This is a genomic window from Mesorhizobium sp. M0833 (assembly GCF_040319905.1).
Classification (GTDB): Bacteria; Pseudomonadota; Alphaproteobacteria; order Rhizobiales; family Rhizobiaceae; genus Mesorhizobium.
Map to the genome: position 1 here is coordinate 86,969 of NZ_JAMYOQ010000018.1, position 17,649 is coordinate 104,617.

Annotated in this window: 14 protein-coding genes and 1 pseudogene; 4 read left to right on the top strand and 11 right to left on the bottom strand. The window is 61.0% G+C overall.

Features of this window, described 5'->3' with window-relative positions; genetic code table 11:
• Positions 1-288: 288 nt before the first annotated feature.
• Positions 289-1,341: pseudogene (locus NKH98_RS20700) on the top strand (polysaccharide pyruvyl transferase family protein); the annotation flags it as partial.
• A 222-nt stretch (positions 1,342-1,563) separates the two neighbouring features.
• On the opposite strand, the gene NKH98_RS20705 reads toward NKH98_RS20700, so the two are convergent.
• The 8 genes from NKH98_RS20705 to NKH98_RS20740 form a co-directional block, all read right to left on the bottom strand.
• Positions 1,564-3,027: a lipopolysaccharide biosynthesis protein gene (locus NKH98_RS20705; protein ID WP_352800229.1), complete on the bottom strand. Its 1,464-nt coding sequence runs from the start codon at positions 3,025-3,027 to the stop codon at positions 1,564-1,566.
• A complete protein-coding gene (locus NKH98_RS20710) occupies positions 3,024-4,193 on the bottom strand; it encodes a glycosyltransferase (RefSeq protein WP_352901114.1) in 1,170 nt (389 codons plus the stop codon). The genes NKH98_RS20705 and NKH98_RS20710 overlap by 4 nt, the downstream gene beginning before the upstream one ends.
• Before the next feature lie 187 nt (positions 4,194-4,380).
• On the bottom strand, positions 4,381-5,460 hold the full coding sequence (locus NKH98_RS20715; RefSeq protein WP_352479830.1) for a glycosyltransferase: 1,080 nt from the start codon (positions 5,458-5,460) through the stop codon (positions 4,381-4,383).
• A gap of 31 nt (positions 5,461-5,491) precedes the next feature.
• Positions 5,492-6,823: a UDP-glucose dehydrogenase family protein gene (locus NKH98_RS20720; RefSeq protein WP_254816094.1), complete on the bottom strand. Its 1,332-nt coding sequence runs from the start codon at positions 6,821-6,823 to the stop codon at positions 5,492-5,494.
• An 85-nt stretch (positions 6,824-6,908) separates the two neighbouring features.
• A complete protein-coding gene (gene exoK, locus NKH98_RS20725) occupies positions 6,909-7,775 on the bottom strand; it encodes an endo-1,3-1,4-beta-glycanase ExoK (protein ID WP_352901117.1) in 867 nt (288 codons plus the stop codon).
• A 132-nt stretch (positions 7,776-7,907) separates the two neighbouring features.
• The gene (locus NKH98_RS20730; RefSeq protein ID WP_352901120.1) at positions 7,908-8,309 is read right to left on the bottom strand and encodes a hypothetical protein; all 402 of its coding nucleotides are present in this window, start codon (positions 8,307-8,309) and stop codon (positions 7,908-7,910) included.
• Positions 8,310-8,578: 269 nt separating this feature from the next.
• Positions 8,579-9,601, bottom strand: a complete 1,023-nt coding sequence (locus NKH98_RS20735; protein WP_352901123.1) for a glycosyltransferase family 2 protein — start codon at positions 9,599-9,601, stop codon at positions 8,579-8,581.
• 455 nt (positions 9,602-10,056) lie between these two features.
• Complete coding sequence (locus NKH98_RS20740) at positions 10,057-10,377, bottom strand: exopolysaccharide production repressor protein (RefSeq protein WP_352506982.1); 321 nt, start codon at positions 10,375-10,377, stop codon at positions 10,057-10,059.
• Between the two features lie 558 nt (positions 10,378-10,935).
• Between NKH98_RS20740 and NKH98_RS20745 the strand changes: the two genes are divergently transcribed.
• Together NKH98_RS20745 and NKH98_RS20750 are read left to right on the top strand one after the other, a co-directional pair.
• Positions 10,936-11,613: a sugar transferase gene (locus NKH98_RS20745; RefSeq protein WP_352479827.1), complete on the top strand. Its 678-nt coding sequence runs from the start codon at positions 10,936-10,938 to the stop codon at positions 11,611-11,613.
• Between the two features lie 171 nt (positions 11,614-11,784).
• Entirely contained in the window at positions 11,785-13,032 is a 1,248-nt protein-coding gene (locus NKH98_RS20750) for a polysaccharide biosynthesis/export family protein (protein ID WP_254816387.1), read from the top strand.
• Positions 13,033-13,109: 77 nt separating this feature from the next.
• Here NKH98_RS20750 and NKH98_RS20755 read toward each other — a convergent pair whose 3' ends face one another.
• The gene (locus NKH98_RS20755) at positions 13,110-14,381 is read right to left on the bottom strand and encodes an O-antigen ligase family protein (RefSeq protein WP_352901126.1); all 1,272 of its coding nucleotides are present in this window, start codon (positions 14,379-14,381) and stop codon (positions 13,110-13,112) included.
• A gap of 329 nt (positions 14,382-14,710) precedes the next feature.
• Between NKH98_RS20755 and NKH98_RS20760 the strand changes: the two genes are divergently transcribed.
• Positions 14,711-15,463 carry an SDR family NAD(P)-dependent oxidoreductase gene (locus NKH98_RS20760; protein WP_352901129.1) on the top strand — a complete coding sequence of 251 codons (753 nt, stop codon included), beginning with the start codon at positions 14,711-14,713 and terminating at the stop codon, positions 15,461-15,463.
• Between the two features lie 40 nt (positions 15,464-15,503).
• On the opposite strand, the gene NKH98_RS20765 is transcribed toward NKH98_RS20760, so the two are convergent.
• Positions 15,504-16,085, bottom strand: a complete 582-nt coding sequence (locus tag NKH98_RS20765; RefSeq protein WP_352649794.1) for a DUF1349 domain-containing protein — start codon at positions 16,083-16,085, stop codon at positions 15,504-15,506.
• A 38-nt stretch (positions 16,086-16,123) separates the two neighbouring features.
• Positions 16,124-17,560: an aldehyde dehydrogenase family protein gene (locus NKH98_RS20770; RefSeq protein WP_352901210.1), complete on the bottom strand. Its 1,437-nt coding sequence runs from the start codon at positions 17,558-17,560 to the stop codon at positions 16,124-16,126.
• Positions 17,561-17,649: the final 89 nt, after the last annotated feature.

Consider the following 17,649-nt stretch of genomic DNA (forward strand, 5'->3'; position numbering starts at 1 on the left):
TGTTGGCCCGCCCGCGACGATGCTAGTACACCTCTTGCTGCATCGCAACATTTTTGGTTGCAGCGTAGCAAAGATCCACGTTTTTTGTTGCACTGCAAAATCGATGGGTTAATCTCGCTCTGCTTGGGCCGCATGGACCGCGCGCTGGCCTGCCATCGGGCTGCGCGCCAATAATCACGACGCGAGGACCATCCTTGGCGTGCAGCATTTTCGGCCAACCCGCCTGCAATTCGCCCCTTCGCGCCCGTCGATGGAAGCACGGGACTACTCACGAAATGAGGTCATTCCATGAAGATCGCGGTTGAAAACACCGTCTGCCTGAATACCGGGGATGCAGCGATTCTCCTGGCGATTCGCCATGTTTTCAAGACGATCGTGCAGGATGATATCCAGTTCTACGTCTTCGACAGCCAGCCGGAGGTGGCGGCGAGGCTCTACACGAAGAAGGACTATCCGGATCTCGAATTCCACAAGCTGCTGTCGGAATCGCTGTTCCGCTACAAATACGGCAGCGGGCTGAAGAACCTGTTCAAGCCGATCTACAATCGGCTCGTCCTCAATGCCCTGCGGCGGTTCGGCATCCACGGCGTTCTCGGGCGTTTGTTCAGCTCAAGCAATCGCCGTGGTCTCGAGATCTACAAAGACGCCGACCTCGTGGTCACGACAGGCGGAACCTACCTTGTCGAGACCTACAATCTGGAGCGGCGCCTCAATCAATTCAGGATCGACGCGATTCTGGGCAAGGACCCGGTTTTCTTCACACAATCGCTTGGCCCGTTCAACAAAAGTTACAATCGCCAGGAGTTGAGCCCGATCTTCGACCGGAGCCCGCTCATCCTGCTGCGCGACGAACGTTCGCGGGGCCACATTGTGGACATGGTAAAAGACCCCGGCAAATGCCACGTCGTGGCCGACGCCGTTTTTGCCCTGGCCGACACCGACAGGATCGGAAAGATTCTGGGCTCTGGCCAGTCGGCGACCGTCACCGGCCGCGTCGCCATTTCCGTCCGTCACTGGAACTATGTCAGCGACGGCGAGGGCGGCATGCGCCGCTACATCGACTCGATCCGCGAGATCGCGACTATCCTGGTCAGGGACCACGCCAAGGAGGTCACCTTCGTCTCCACCTGCCAGGGCGTGCCGGAATACGCCCATGACGATTCCAAGACGGCGCGGGCTATCGTTGCCGAACTCGATCCGGAGATCGCCGAACATGTCAGCGTGGACGCTTCGTTCCACACGCCGGAGCAATTGATGGCCCTGGTGAAAGGCTTCGACTTTGTCGTCGCAACACGCATGCATATGATGATCATGTCGCTCTGCGTCGGCACGCCGGTGCTGCCGATCGCCTATGAATTCAAGACCAAGGAGCTTGCCAAGCGGATCGGCGTCGCCGACCTGCTGCTCGACATCGATACGGTGACGCCCGAGGAAGCGAGCGAGAAGCTCGGCAGACTTACCGCCAATCTCGACCTCTATCGCAGGACGAGCCTTCAGGCAGTGCTTGAGGAGCATGCGTCGGCGATGTCGGCAGGTGAGCTTTTGAGGCCGGCGATCGCTCGCCTAGCGGGCGTTGCGCATGGCGCTGGAAAGCGTGGTGAACAGGGCGCTGCGCGACTGGCGAAGGGCAAGCATGAGGATCAGGCCGATCGAATAGTTGAGGGCAACCGCCAGGACCACCGCGAGCAGGTCTGATTGGCCGGTCAGCGATGCCGGCAACTCGCGGTACACGGACCAGGCAAGCAGCGACGATACGATGAAAAGCCCCTGCATGATCAGGAAGTCGGCTGCGGTCACCGGGCCGACCCGGTGGACCAGGACGGCAAGCACCGGGACGCGCAGCACATAGCCGCTGATTGCATAGGCCGCCGCGACACCGACGGCGCCCCAGTGCAATCCGATGATGAAGGCGGCGACCGTCGTCAGCGACGAGTAGATGCCCCAGTGGAACATGGTCTTGGTCTTGCCCTGGCAGATGAAGATCCATCCCGTGGTGCTCGAGACGGACTGGATCAGGCTGGCGATGCCCAGCCAGGCGAAAATCGGCGCCACCGCCGCCCAGCGCTCGCCGAAGAGAAGCCCCACCACCTGGTCCGACGTCAGCGTCAGCGCCGCGATGCCGGGCATGGTGACGGCCGCCAGCATCCAGTTGGTTCGCACATAGATGTCGCGAAACCGCGCCTTGTCCTCATGGATGCGGCTCAGCAGCGGCACCATCACGCGTGTCAGCGGCTGGTTGATGTTCTGCAGCGGAAACAGCAGGAGCTTGTAGGCGCGGTCATAATAGCCGAGCTCGATCGCGCCCGAATATTTTCCGATCAGGATGTTGTCGAGATTGCGCGAGAAGAAGTTGGCCAGATTGAAGCCGGTCAGATTGGCGCCGAAGGACAATATGTCGGTATCGACCTTCAGGTCCGGCCGAGACGGCGTCCAGCGCGCCACCTGCCATGCCGCGGCCAGCGCGACAACAGCCGATACCGCCGGGCCGATGACCAGCGACCAATAGCCCAGTCCCGCATAGGCGGCGATTGCGGTAGTCGCAAGTCCGGCAGCGGCGGTAATCACGTCGTTCAGCGCGAGCTGGCCAAAGCGCAAGTGACGGTTCATCAGCGCCAGCGGCACCGCGGCGAGGCTGCCAAGCAGCAGCGGCAAGGCAGAGCCGATGGTGATCCCGACCATGCGTTGATCGCCGTAGAAGGCGGCGATGGCGGGCGCCAGGCATGCCACCATCGCGGCACTGCCCAGCCCAACCAACGCACTGATCCAGAATACCTGGTTGAGCTGCTCCGTGCTGATATCCTTGCGCTGGACCACAGCCTGCTGCAGGCCAAGGTTTTGAAGCAGCCCCACAAAGGCCACGATCGGACCGACGGAAGCCACCAGGCCGAAATCCTCGGGCACAAGCAGACGCGCAAGCACGATGACGGAGAGAAACTGGATCGCCATCTTGAAGCCTTGCGCGCCGATCGTCACCACGCCGCCGCGCAGGGCGACACGACCGAACTGGGGGGGCGGGTTGGCGTTCATGCCGGGCGCCTGGCTTCGGCCAGCTGGGCAACGATCTGCGCAAAACGTTCGTTGAGCACGTCTGCGTTGAAATCCTGCTCGATCTTACGGCGCGCCGCACGTGCGATGCGCTCGCATTTGTCCGGGTTCTCGGCCACCCAGACAAGCTTGCGGGCCAACGCCGCAACGTCTCGCTCCGGCGCGAGGAAGCCTGTCTCCTGGTCCTCGATCAGTTCGGGAATGCCCGAGTGATAGGTGCTGACGACGATCAGCCCGGCGGCCATAGCCTCCATCAAGGCCACCGGAATACCCTCGAGATCGCCGTCTCGCGCGGCAACGCTCGGCAACAGGAATACGTGGGCGTCGCGCAGGCGCTGCTTGACCTCGGCGTGCGGACGCGGCCCGAGGAAAGTCACCCGGTCGGCAATGCCGAGATTTGCGGCGAGCTTCTTCAACTCTTCCAGCAATTCGCCGCCGCCAATCACCGAATAGACCCAGTCGCGCCGCGGCAGGCTGGCGAGCGCCCGAAGGGCGAATTCGATGCCCTTCTTTTCGGTCAGCCGGCAGACCGAGATGAAGGACAGTGTGTCCCGTTCCCAGGAACGCCAATGGTAGCCGATCTCACCGGGCCGCACGCCCATATGGTGAACCATGACTTGCGCCGGGGGTGCTCCGACGCCGATCAGGGCATCGCGGAAAAACGCGTTCACCGGGAGCTGGAGAACGCCCTTGTCGAAGACAACCTTATAGCGCGTGAGTGTGTTGTCATGCAGCGGTTCCCCCACATCGCGGCCGTGGAATATGGTCACCAAAGGAGCGGAAATCCGGCCTCGTTTCATGGCGCGGGCGACGCGCATGCCGTTATTGCCGAAATGCGCGACGATCACATCGGCGTTCTGCAATTTGCGCGCAAAAGCGATGTCGACAGCGGTCGAGAGCTTATCCCAGAACCTGCCCGACCATTTCCTGAGCGTCGGGCGAAAGCGCCCCAGCCCGCCCCACCAGCAGACGACCTTGCCAGGGAGAGCCTGCCAGCGGCGATCGTCGGTGTTGCTGTCCTTGCCGAAGGACGTCTCGTTGCAGACGACGCCGACTTGCATGCCGCGCTCGAGGCACCCTTCTATCTGGTCAAGGACGAAGGTCTCCGACAAAGAGGGGAACTTATCAACTACGAAGCAAATCTTCATCGAATGGACGATCTTTCGAGGCCGGTCGGCGATCTGCTCGCACGGATGAGGGCTGACGCCCGTCGCCGCCGTGCGAGGCGCTTCAAGCGTCTGGTGTTGTGCATGTTGTTGTCCCAAAGCCGCTCACACCCCGGTCAGGCGCAAAAGCGGGCTGTTGGGCGACATAAACGATTTTGGACGAAATGCATCAGGCGGCACGCTCCAGCGCGCCTTGCCTGGCGTTGTCGAGAACGCCGAGGAAGGTCGTGAACTGACTGTCGGGGTTCATTTGCGGCCGCTCCGAAAACAGCTGCGCCGCCGCCGACAGCCGATCGTACTCGGCCTTGTCGCTCCATAGTCGCCTGACCGCGGCGACCCAGTCGTCGAGCGGTGCGTCATAGTCGAGCACAACGCCGCCGGCGCCAATCGCTTCCGGCAGGCCGCCGCGGCGGGATCCGACGACTGGAATGCCGCTGCAATGGGCCTCGGATGCCACCCGCCCCCAAGCTTCTTCCCATTTGCTGGGCGCCAGCAGGATCTTGGTGCGGCCATAGACGGTCTTCATGTCGCTGGTGCGGCTTTCCAGCCTGACGTTGCGTAGCGGCGCGATGATCCGTTCGATCTGCGCCCGGTGGTCGTCGTCGAGCTTCCAGCTTTCGACGAACAGGAACGGGATTTCGGGGCATTGGCCGGCGATGCGCACGGCGAGTTCGAACCCTTTTTCATTGTAAGGATTGATCAGCGTGACGAATTCACCGGTGGTCGGCGTGCTGTAGAGCCCGGGATTGATGGTCGGCGGGATTACGGTCGAGTCGATGCCGAACTTTTCCTTATAGGTGCGCGCGGTGAATTCGGAGTTGGCGATATAAAGCGCCGAATGCAATTCGCGCAGGTCGCCGGCCAATTCGTGGAATTCGACGTTCCGCAGATAGACCACCAGCGGCACGCCGAGCGCCTGCAGCGCCTTTCCGATCGGCACCGATTTGTGGCACTGCACGACGGCGACATCGGGATCGAGCCGTTCGACGGCGAAGCGGGCCGCCTCCCAGGGAAACCACGCCCGCACGACAGGATAGCCGGGATAGCTGTCGATGACCGCGCGCTGGCGAAGGAGCTTCATCTTGGCGCGCGCCTTGAAACCGAACATGCCGTCACCGAACAGCGCCGCCAGCACCGAGGCGTCATGACCGTGCTCGCGCAGCTGCTCGACCAGATGGTGCGTGCTCGACTGAACGCCACCGCTGAACTGCGGTGTGTAGCCGTTGCCGCCTGCAAACAGAACTTTCATGGACCTGGCTCCTTGCTGGACCGCCCTAGCGTCACGCCGCCATTCTGCCGATGCTGTGGTATTCGATGCCGTGGCGGGCAATGACCTTGGGGTCGTAGAGATTGCGTCCGTCGAAGATGACGGGCCTGGTCAGCGCGTTCTTCAATGCATCGAAGGACGGCGCGCTGAAACTCTTCCACTCGGTCACGATCAAGAGCGCGTCGGCGCCTCGCAGCGCGGCCTCCTTGGTGCCGCACAGTTGCAGGTCGTCGCGCAGCCCGTAGATTGCCTGGCATTCCTGCATCGCCTCCGGATCATAGGCCTGGACATTGGCACCGGCGGCCCAGAGCGCTTCCATCAGCGTGCGGGCCGGGGCCTCGCGCATGTCGTCGGTATTGGGTTTGAAGGCGAGGCCCCACAGCGCAAAGGTCTTGCCTTTGAGATTGCCCTTGAAATAGCGGTGCACCTTCTCGAACAGGACCGACTTCTGCTGGTTGTTGCGCTCCTCGACGGCACGCAGCAGCTTGGCGTCGAACTTGACGGCCTCGGCGGTCTTGATCAGGGCACGCACATCCTTCGGGAAGCACGAGCCGCCGTAGCCGAGGCCCGGATAGATGAAGTGGTAGCCGATCCGCGGGTCGCTGCCGATGCCCTTGCGGACCTCCTCGATGTCGGCGCCCAGTTGCTCGGCCAGGTTGGCCATTTCATTCATGAAGCTTATCTTGGTCGCCAGCATGCAATTGGCCGCGTATTTGGTGAACTCGGCACTGCGCACGTCCATCACGATCATCTTTTCGTGGTTGCGGTTGAACGGCGCGTAGAGCTCGCGCATCACCGCCTCGGTGTCCTCGTTGCTGGTGCCGACGATAATGCGGTCGGGCTTCATGCAGTCGCTCACAGCGGACCCTTCCTTGAGGAATTCCGGATTGGAGGCGACGTCGAAAACCAGATCCTCGCGCCCGCGCGCCTTCAGCGTCTCGGCGATCCTGGCCTTTATTCTTTCGCAGGTGCCGACCGGCACGGTCGACTTGCCGACGACGATCTTGGGCGCGTCCATCTCACGACCGATGGCCTCGGCGACGGCCAGCACATATTTGAGGTCTGCCGAACCATCCTCGCCCGGCGGCGTGCCGACGGCGATCATCTGGATCTGTCCATGTTTGATCGCCGCCGCGGCGTCGGTGGTGAACTTGATGCGGCCGGCGGCATGGTTCTCCTTGACCATGTTTTCGAGCCCGGGCTCGAAAATCGGGACATGGCCCTGGTTGAGCCGTTCGACCTTTTTTGCATCGATGTCGACACAGACCACCTGATGGCCGACTTCGGCAAGCACCGCCGCCTGTACAAGACCGACATAGCCGATTCCAAAGACAGTCAAATTCATTCGGTTTCATTCCTGTTCAAGGCTTCGGGCCTGTTCAAGCTTCGGTTTTCCGACCACCTTCGGCCCGGCCGGTTCAGATGCGCTTCTAGTTTATGTTGCATGCCAGCGATTCCGGGAATTGGCAGGGCTGGCCGAGTGCGGTGAACGCAACGCGATCCACCTGCATGGTGAGCTTGCGGCCCGGATCCGAGAACGGCCCCATCCAGCCCTTCATCGTATCGCTGCCCCACAGGCTGAAATAGATCCTTTGCGAATGGGTGGGCAGCTTCGCCGGATCGGTGATCTCGTGGACAAGCTTGCCGTTGACGTACCAGCGCAGCCGGTCCTTTTCCCAGACGAAGGCGTAGTCATTGAAGGCCTTGTCGGTGCCGCCGGCGACGTCGACCAGTTTCTCGTTCTTGCCTTTGCCGGCTATGTAGGCGTTGACCTGAACCTTGGACGTGTCCTTGGTCAGCACCTCGAAGTCGATTTCATCATGCGGCTGCTTGTCGGCATCGCCGACGAAGCTGAAGAATGCCGCGTTGACGCCGGAGCCCGTGTCGGTCTTCATCCGCGCCTCGTAGGTGCCGTAGCCGAAGCGCTGCTTGGTCTGGATCTCGGCGCAGGCGAATTCGCGATCCTTCAGCTTGCGCTTCTCGAAACCGAGCGTCAGCATGCCGTCGGAAAGCCCGATCAGGCTTTTGGACCAGGTGCAATTCTGATGCTTGCCGTTCGTCCAGCCGTCGGAAATGTACCAGCGCGCGCGACTGAGGCTGGTGAAATCATCGACAAAAGACGGCGCGGTTGGCAGATCCTGGGCACGGACGGGCACAAGGCCCGCAACCAGACTGACGAGAACGATCAGCAGAAACGCGCCGTCTGAACGGAGCGGCCGCAGCTTGCCTGGGATCGGGCGCGTGAACGGGGTGCCGCGGGGTGCCGGGGCGGACGTGCTTTTAAGATCTGCATTCATATCAAAACTCACCTTGTGCTATGCGCCCCCAAAGCGATCGTTCGAACCGTGACGAAACAACCTGATCTTGACCTCTGTCGCTCCCAAGCTCCGTGTTGTGCCTAAACCATTGCGCCGACCCGGGGTGTTCGCTCAGCCCGTGCCGGAATCGGCGGGCTTCACAAAATCAGTCCTGATGTCGGGACCGTTCTGCCGCTTCGGCTCGAAGATTTCATCCAGCGAATGACGGAGATCCTTCATCATCTGCATCTGGCGCGACAGCGCTGCGATGCGCCGCTCGCAATTCAGAATCGACCTGGTCAGTTCGCCGACTTCGGAAGACCTGCGCGAGGAGACCGAACCGTTCTCCATCGCCTCGACCAGAAAGGCGGCATTGGTGGCCGTTGTCCTGTAGCGGTTCTCAAGTCCGCTCTTCTCCGCCTCGACTTCGGCCGCGATCTGGTCCAGCAGCTTTGCCAAGCGATCGAGGCGCGAGGTGTCGGTCTGCGTGTCGCGCGCCGGATCTCTCGATCGGAAGCGAAAGATCGAGGCCATGTAGTCAGCGCCCCATCATCGTCGAGCTGGTGAACGGCCTTAGAGCCCGTCCGCATTCAAAAGACATTTCTTGCATCGTCCAGCTCCTCCGACAGGGTATGTCTCGGGCCAGTTCGGTTGGCCGTCCAAAATTGCTGCACCGCAACATAGATTGCCATTCCCGGCGCGCATAGGCAACCACCTAGATCGTAAACTCATGAATCTCGTTGAAATGGTGCGAGCCGACCTAAGGGTAACGCAGTGGCTACCGCCATCGCACGTTGACGGGCCTAGCTATCGCTGGCCGTGCTGGTTCCGGCCATGAGGAAGCGCAGCGGCGGCACATGCTGACGCTTCGCGGCGAGGCCAGCGCGGCGAAACAGCGCATCCAGCTTGTCGGAGGCAACGCCGCGGACGACGGCTGTGAGGTTGGACGAGCCGGCCAAGGCGTAGGCCGCGGCCGGTGCCAACCCGCGCTCAGCCTTCACGTCTAAAAACTTCCGCAGCCGGTATTTGTCGCGGATGTGCCGCTCGTGCCTTCTCAGCGCAGCCTTCGATGCCTCCGGCAAACTGTCGATCGCAAGCAGTGCCAGGTCGGCATCGGCCAGATGCTTCAGGTCCTGGGTCTTGTGCCGTCCGCTCAGCGAATCGGCGCGCACGATCGCGCCGTAGCCACAGGATCTGATGACCTTGAAGCGCGCGCCATGGGCAACCGCGCGCGCATAGAGTTCATAGTCTTCACCCAGGCGCAGCTTCTCGTCGTAGCGCAGCCCATGCCGATCGAGGAAGGCGCGGCTGATCACTGGCTTGAGGAAGCCCAGTTCCCCTCGTTGCACACGGCGCCTGGAGATATTGCCATCGACGAAGCCCTCGAAATCGAGGAATTCCGGCTCGGGCGAGAACGGTGGAGCAACGATTTTCGAAACGTCAGTTGCCGCGTCATCCCTGACAAGCATGATGTTGTCTGCGGCGAAATCCCAATCGGTGCTGGCGAACAGTCTGTGAAACCTGCCTTCGAAAAAGAAATCATCAGCGTCCAGAATGCTGATGAACGGCGACCTGGAACCGGCTATCGCGGCGTTGCGTGCAAAGGAGGGGCCGCGATTGACGTCGAAGCGGATGACGGACAGGCGGCCCGTGCCGTCGCCGGCTGCGTGGGCGACTTTCGCCGTATCGTCGGTGGACGCGTCATCGACGACGACAACTTCCGCAACCTCAGGTTCGCGTAATGCCGATGCAATGGCAGCCGGGATTGTCCGCGCCGCATTGCGTGCGGCGATGATCACGCAGACCTGGAATGATGTCATGGACATGCCTCTCGATTGCAGAAGTCGTTGCGGATTTCCTCGCCCCGACCGCTCAATGGCCCACCGCCCAACCTGAAATGCATCGGCCCAAACGCCTATGCTGCAAGTGCGAAGCAAGCATCGCCAAAATCAGCGGCGCCGTCCAGTTTTTCATTTTGCTGGGTGTCATGGCCCGGCTGGGCAGGCGGCGAGCCTCAATCGGGATGGCTCCAGAAATGCGCCGCTTGGCAGAGCCGTTCCTACACGCTCCATCAGAGCGCTCGACTGGCGGAAAACCAGTTGCTGGTCCTGGCCGACCGGACTGCGGCGGGGCGGAGCGAGCGCGTCGAGGCCCGCAGTGTCAAGGAAACGAAAGAACAGGAATGCCGACTGCCGGTGTTGTCGAGGCGCGCAATTCGTCAGAGGACCGGCGAGCTTAACCACAGGTCACATGGACATCGCAGACCCGGCCAGGCCCGAAATCAGTGAAGGCCTCTCCTTGCGCTGAATTTCTCGCCTTCGGCCGCCTCGTTCGAACTCAGCTTTCGTTCAGCGTCGCGAATTTTGTCGGCCGGGGTCGGGGCATTTCTGGCGACCATGGCAAAGACCAGTAGAAAATAACCCATTTGGATGACTATGGCACAGCCGATGACGCGAAACAGCGTCGTACCGAGCGAGGCGCCGCCCAAATAGGACCAGACGATCACGATCGCCAGCGCAAAACACATTCCGATAATGAACTTTGGCAGTGACATACCCGATAGCCCATCCACCGGCTCGGGAAAAAATGTCGACAAGCCCACCCCGAGCACCTCCCTTAAACTCTGCGAGCTTATTTAGGTTGCCCGCTTCTGGCCGGTTGCTTCCGGCCTAGCCCAATCTGTCCATAGTCCGACAGAAACAATTTGCAACTCTATTGAGCTGCGCAATAGCCGGCAAGGGCAGCTGCGGAATAAATTTTAAACGAATCCTCGGGATCGACTCTGCCATGGTGCAATGCACACGTCGGCATCACCACTGATTGCCGGATATCGACTCTCTCCAGTAATATTTACGATATCGACTAGTATTTTATTGCAACATCAGTCGTTACTTTGAAATTCTAAATGACGACAAAGCTCCACAGCAGGGTATAATGAGCGATTCGCCTAAAATCAGCCTCAAAATTGGACTAGCTTTTCCAAAATTGCCCATAATCCGTCTCTTTTGCGACATAAAGGCGAAATTTTGTGCAGGACGAGTTTATTATTTAGTCAGTTCATGACGCGACTATTACAGCCGTCTGGGAAATTGTGTGTTGCGCTGCAGCATTTTTTTGGTATCGTGCGGTAAACCATCCGTTCAACGTATGGAGTTTACGCATGAGGGACGTAGCCAAGCCGGCCGATGCGGATTTTTCGCAGGCCGGTGTCGATTTTCCGCCACCGATCGGCGGCCTGCTCAAACGCAGCTTCGATATTGCCGGTTCGCTGATCGGCCTGGTCGCTCTCAGCCCGCTGTTCGTGATGATAGCGCTGCTTGTCAAGTTTTCCGATGGCGGGCCGATTTTCTATGGTCATAGCCGGATCGGCCGCGGAGGACGGATTTTTCCGTGCCTCAAGTTCCGCACCATGGTTCCAGACGGCGAGCGGGTGCTTGCTGCCTATCTCGCCGCGAATCCGGAGGCCAGCGCCGAATGGATCGCGACCCGCAAGCTGAAGAACGACCCGCGGATCACCCGCGTCGGAGCGGTGCTGAGGAAGCTCAGCCTCGATGAGTTGCCGCAGATCATCAACATCCTGCAGGGGGATATGAGCCTGGTCGGGCCTCGTCCCGTGGTGCGCGACGAGCTGGAGATTTATGGCAATTCGGCCGTCTATTACCTGAAATCGCGCCCCGGCCTGACCGGGCTATGGCAGGTCAGCGGACGCAACGACGTTTCCTACGACAGCCGCGTCGCGTTCGACAGGCACTATGTCGAGAACTGGTCGATGTTCGAAGACATTCGCATCATCATCAAGACCGTACCTGCGGTCTGGATGTCGCGAGGCTGCTACTGACGGCCGCTTGCTGGCCGTACATCGAGGAGCAGCTGTCCAGAATTCGGGCCCGAAACTCAGGCCCCTAACTCAGGCATCGGCAGTTCATCGGGCGGGGCAAACCAGATCGGAAACGCTCAGTTGAAAGCAGATATAATCGATATTTTTTGCACCGGCATTCTCTCCAGACGCATGCGGCGAGTACGACTTTTGACGACTTGCCTTACAGTGGCGACCGGCCTGACGCTGTCGCTAGCCCTGCCACAGTTTGCCTTCGCCGACGACTATCGGCTTGGAGCACAGGACAAGCTGACCATCCGCGTGGCGGAATGGCAGACCGTCGAAGGCACGTTCCGCGACTGGTCGGCCATCAATGGAGAATACACGGTCGGGCCCGCTGGAACCTTGTCGGTTCCCTTCGTCGGCGAGATGCCCGCATCCGGCAAGACGACTTCGGAGATCGCCGCATCGCTCGGCGAGGCGCTGCAGCGCAAGCTCGCTCTGGCCGACAGGCCGGAGGCTTCCGTCGAAATGGCGCAGTACCGGCCATTCTACATCTCCGGCGAGGTGCAAGCGCCTGGCCAGTATCCTTGTGTGCCTGGGTTGACCGTGCTGAAAGCGATGAGCATTGCCGGCGGAGCCCGGCGGACCCCGGAGAGCGGACAGCGCTACGATCGCGACCTGATCAATGCCAAGGGCAATTTCGACGTACTACAAGACCAATTGGTCAGGCTGACCGTCAAGCGCGCCCGCATCGAAGCGGAACTGGCGGACAAGCCGACATTCGCGGTGCCGAAAGAGGTGGCCGACGATCCGAAGCTGCCCAGCATCGTTGCCGATGAGACGGCGATCCTGGCGGCCGACCAGAAGAAACTCAAGCTGCGCTTGCAGGCGCTCGACGATTTGAAGGCGCTGCTGCAGAGCGAGATCGATTCGCTGCAGAAAAAGATCGTCAACCAGCAGAAGCAGGTTGATCTGGCGAAGGAGCAGCTCAACGGCATCGGCTCGCTGGCGCAAAAGGGCCTGGTCGTCAACACGCGGGTTTTGAACTCGCAGCAAACCATCGCCGACCTTGAGGGCCAGATCCTGGATTACGAAACGGCGATTCTCACGGCCAAGCAGTCGATCAGCAAGGCCACCCAGGACGCCATCGATCTCGAGAACACTCAGAACTCCAGCCTCGCGACCGACCGGCAACAGACGGAAGCCGATCTCAACGAGGTGACGCTGAAGCTGAACATGGAAAAGGCCCTGATGTCCGAAGCCTTGTCGGGCAGCCCCATGCCGCAATTCTATGGCAACAACGAACCAGCGGCCTTGTCTTTTTCCCTGGTGCGGGTGGTCGACGGCAAGACCAGCGAAATCACCGCCGATGAAGACACGCCGGTGCTGCCAGGGGACGTGATCAAGGTCAAACCGGCGCCCCTGGCCATCCAGTAGCTTCTTTCCACCGGAGCGAAGCACCAACCCCGTGGGCAGCGGTCTGCGGGGTTTTTGCTGTTTGGGATCCGCCCGCTCTAACCTCGCACGGCGTCCGGTTCCTCCAGATGATTCACGGCGTTCCACCGGGAAGCAGCGACGGCCGGCACCCTCACCAGCTTGAAGTAGCTATAGTACAGCAGGAACGATCCCATGATGTAGGGATTGAGGGTCTCGACCTCGACGAAGGATCGGATGAACAGAAGCACCATGACGCCGGCAAGAATCACGGAGTCGGCTTGCCATGTCCTGAATATCAGCGCCGAGACGTGACCCCAGAGCGTGCGCAGGATAATCAGCGAAAGCAGTGTCGCGCCGACGAAGCCGAGTTCCACCAAGGTCTCGATGTAGGTGTTGTGGAAGTGGAAGCCGCTTCGCGCGGCGATGTAGAATTCGTTCCACAGCCGCTCGGCCTCGGAGAAGCCCTGCACCCAATAGGCGGCGTAGCCGACGCCGAGCATGGGCGATTGCTGCGCGGCATTCCAGCCCTGCTGCCAGAGGTAGGTTCGTCCGGTGAGCGTCGAATCCTTGCCGAAAAGGCCAAGGACAAAGTCCATCAGCCCGAGATTCAGCGCAATCACGGTGCAGGCGACCAGCCCGCCCGCACCGATCATGAAAATCACCCGGCGATGGCGGAGCGAAAGCACCTTGCCGATGGAAAGCAGGGCGACCAGAGCGAGAACCGCCGGGGTCGATGCCATCGAAGTGGCCGAATGCGACACGACCAGTAGATAGCCTGATAGAAGGACAATCGGCACGATCAACAAAAAGCTTGTCCGGCCCCGCCTGAGAAAGGCGAGGTAGACAACGCAGAAATAAATGCCAAGCGATGCGACAAAGCCGATCTGGTTCTTGGAGCTGAACGCGCCGACGAAATTGTACGTCCCATCGAGAACGTCGTAGGAATAACTCGCGACCTTGAGCGAGTAGAGCAGGACGATGAAAATCCCGATCAGGGCGCCTATGGTCAAGGTCCGGACGCTGACGGTGCGTGCGGCAATGTAGGCGCAGGCGATATGGGAACAATATTGGACGGCCGTCCTGGCCGTGGTGCCGGGAGCTGCCGACCAGAACACCGAGAAGCAGACATAGGTTGCAAAGGCCAGCGGAAGCCAGGCGCTGGAAGCGTGCCTTAATATCTTGCGGTAGTCGACCATGATGAGCGGCAGCCAGACTGCATAGTAGGCCAGGATCATGGCCTGGCCGAAAATGGTCGAGTAGGAGAACGCCCAGATCGAGACGGCAACGGCAAAGCTGCCATAGACCGTGTTCTTGTCCGGATCGATCAACAGAGATTTTGGAATCTTCATCTCGGTATCGGTTTTCCGTCCTTGCAGCTCAATGCCGATTCATGAGCCCATTTCATGGGCGATTCATCGGGATCGATAGGAGCCTCGCCTGCAGGCGCTCGCATTGTGCAGTGCAATATAACGCATCCGGCGCCGCCTGTCACCCGAATGCCAACTGGGCGCGTCGTTCCTGCAGTTCTCGCAATACCGGACGAGACGATTTGGCCAGGAGGCAGTGCCGTCCAATTGCCCGGTGCTGGCCCATCACAAGCTGTTCTGAGGCTGCGAGTCCGCGCTTGAACTTGTCCGCCGTTGACTTCACATTCGCCGCCGATTGGGAGGAAGACGACATGCCGATGAGTTTCGCGGGACGATTTGCCGGACGATCTGCTGTTATCACCGGCGGCGCCTCAGGCATCGGCCTGGCCGTCGCGCAAAGGATTGCTGACGAAGGCGGACGTGTTTCGGTCTGGGATCGCGATGCCGCCCAGATCGAGCAGGCCAAGGCCATTGTTCCAGGCCTGCACAGCGTCACCCTCGACGTCGCCGACCCCATAGCGGTCGAAGCCGCCGCCGGAGAGACGATCGAAGCGCTGGGCGCGGTCGATATCCTTGTCACCAGTGCTGCCATCACCGGGCCTAACATGACGACCTGGGAGTATTCCGTAGAGGATTGGCGCCGGGTCATCGACATCAACATCAACGGCGTCTTCTTCTGCAACAAGGCGCTGGTCCCGCATATGCTCGAACGCAATTACGGCAGGATCGTCAACATCGCCTCGATTGCCGGCAAGGAAGGTAACCCGAACGCCTCGGCCTACAGCACCTCCAAGGCGGCGGTGATCGGCATGACCAAATCGCTCGGCAAGGAACTGGCCAAGACCAAGGTGACGGTGAACTGCGTCACGCCGGCGGCTGTGCGCACCGCGATCTTCCAGCAGATGAGCCAGCAGCACATCGACTTCATGCTGTCCAAAATACCGATGGCGCGCTTCGGCGAGGTCGGGGAGGTGGCGGCGCTGATTTGCTGGATCGCCTCCGAGGAATGCTCGTTCACGACGGCTGCCGTCTTCGACGTCTCTGGCGGCCGGGCGACCTACTGAGGCCGGCCCGACGCAAACCGCCCGACCGCATCGCGGCGCCTCAGTCGTGAAGCTCCCGCGAGATCGGCGGGCCGATCGAAAAATCGCTGAATGTCACTTCGAAACCCTCGCGCTGCGGCGAACAGCACATCATGCCGACATCGACCGTTTTCGATGGCGGGAAATAGGCAAGCCGCACCGGTTTCCAGTGCTTGTCGGACGCGTCCAGATACTGGACGCGGATCGTCTCGGCATGGCGGGTCAGGCGGATCCTGACCCCGTCGGGGTCGGCGGGAATGCTGGCCAGCGACCAGTCGGAGGCATCGTTGGTGACGACGACGGAAAAATACATCAGCCCGTCGGTGTATTCGATGCCGGCCTTGATCCAGTGCGTCTCGCTCAGGCGGACCATAAGCCCGGCCTGATCGTAAAGCACCTCATAGTGCCCCTTGACCGTGACTTCGGCGCTGAAATCGCCCTCGACCTCACGATAGAGGAAATGGCCATTGTCGCGCCAGAAGCCGTAGAACGTCTCGCGCCAGAAGTCGGTCTCCTTGCCGGTCCGTACATGCACCGTATTGTTGCCGAAGGCGTGGTGCGGCGGCGGATTGAGCCAGGTCAGGGCCGTATTCTCAGATGTCATCGATTTGCTCGCCTGCCTGGCTGGTCTGCCGTCTTTTCTTAGCCGGCAAACGTGTAAGCGGTCTTCACTGTTGTGTAGAACTCTGCGGCATAGCGGCCCTGCTCGCGCGGGCCGTAGCTCGATCCCTTGCGTCCGCCGAAAGGCACGTGGAAGTCGACGCCGGCCGTCGGCAGGTTGACCATGACCATGCCGGCTTCCGAATTGCGCTTGAAGTGCGTGGCATGCTTGAGGCTCGAGGTGCAGATACCGGAGGTCAGGCCGAACGGCGTGTCGTTGGCCACCGCCAGCGCCTCGTCATAATCCTTGACGCGGATGACGTTGGCGACCGGTCCGAAAATCTCCTCGCGCGAGATGCGCATGGCGTTGGTGGTTTCGGTGAACAGCGCCGGCTGCAAATAGAAGCCGCGGGTTTCACGATCGAGCCGCTCGCCACCGAAGGCAAGGTCCGCACCTTCCTGACGGCCGATGGCGATATAGTCTTCGTCCTGTTTGAGCTGGCTCTGGTCGACAACCGGCCCGATCTGGGTCTTGGCATCGAGAGCGTCGCCGACGACCAGCTTGGCCATGCGGTCCTTGAGCGCCTCGACGAAGCGGTCGTGGATGCCGTCCGTCACCACCAGCCGGGACGACGCCGTGCAACGCTGGCCGGTCGAGAAGTAGGCACCGTTGATAGCGCAGTCGACGGCGACGGCAAGGTCGGTATCGTCGAGCACTACAAGCGGGTTCTTGCCGCCCATTTCGAGCTGGAACTTGCGCATGTGCTCGACGCTGGCGGCGGCGACGCGCTTGCCGGTGCCGACCGATCCGGTGAAGGTGATCGCGTTGAGGTCAGGACTGTCGAGCATGGCCTGGCCGACCACCGAACCTTTGCCCATGACCAGATTGAGCACACCCTTGGGCAGCCCGGCGCGGTGCAGGATGTCGACAATAGTCCAGGCGCTCTCCGGAACGAGTTCCGCCGGCTTGAAGACGATGGTGTTGCCGTAGGCCAGCGCCGGAGCGATTTTCCAAGCCGGAATGGCGATCGGGAAATTCCACGGCGTGATGATGCCGACGACGCCGACTGCTTCGCGGGTGATCTCGACGCCGACGCCGGGCCGCACGCTCGGCACCAGCTCGCCCGACAGGCGCAACGCCTCGCCGGCGAAAAAATCGAATATCTGGGCGGCCCGCACGGTCTCGCCGATGCCCTCGACCAGCGTCTTGCCTTCCTCGCGCGCCAACGCCCGGCCGATTTCATCTTTCCGCGCGGTGATCTCGTCCGACGTCTTCCTCAGCACCGCATGGCGGGCCAGCAGGCCCGATCGAGACCATGCCGGAAATGCCGCTTTCGCCGCCGCGATGGCCTGCCGAGCGTGCTCCGCGCCCCCCGATGCATATTCGCCGACCACGTCGTCGAGATTGGAGGGGTTGATGTTGCGGGAGCCGGCATCGCCTACCCACTCGCCATCGATGAGGTTCTTTCGAAACGGGATCATGTCACTGTCTTCCTTGTCGTCCTTCGATCGCCGTCTATCTGGACCACCGACCGCCACACCGCAAGGCCCGAAGAAGGCAAACTTCT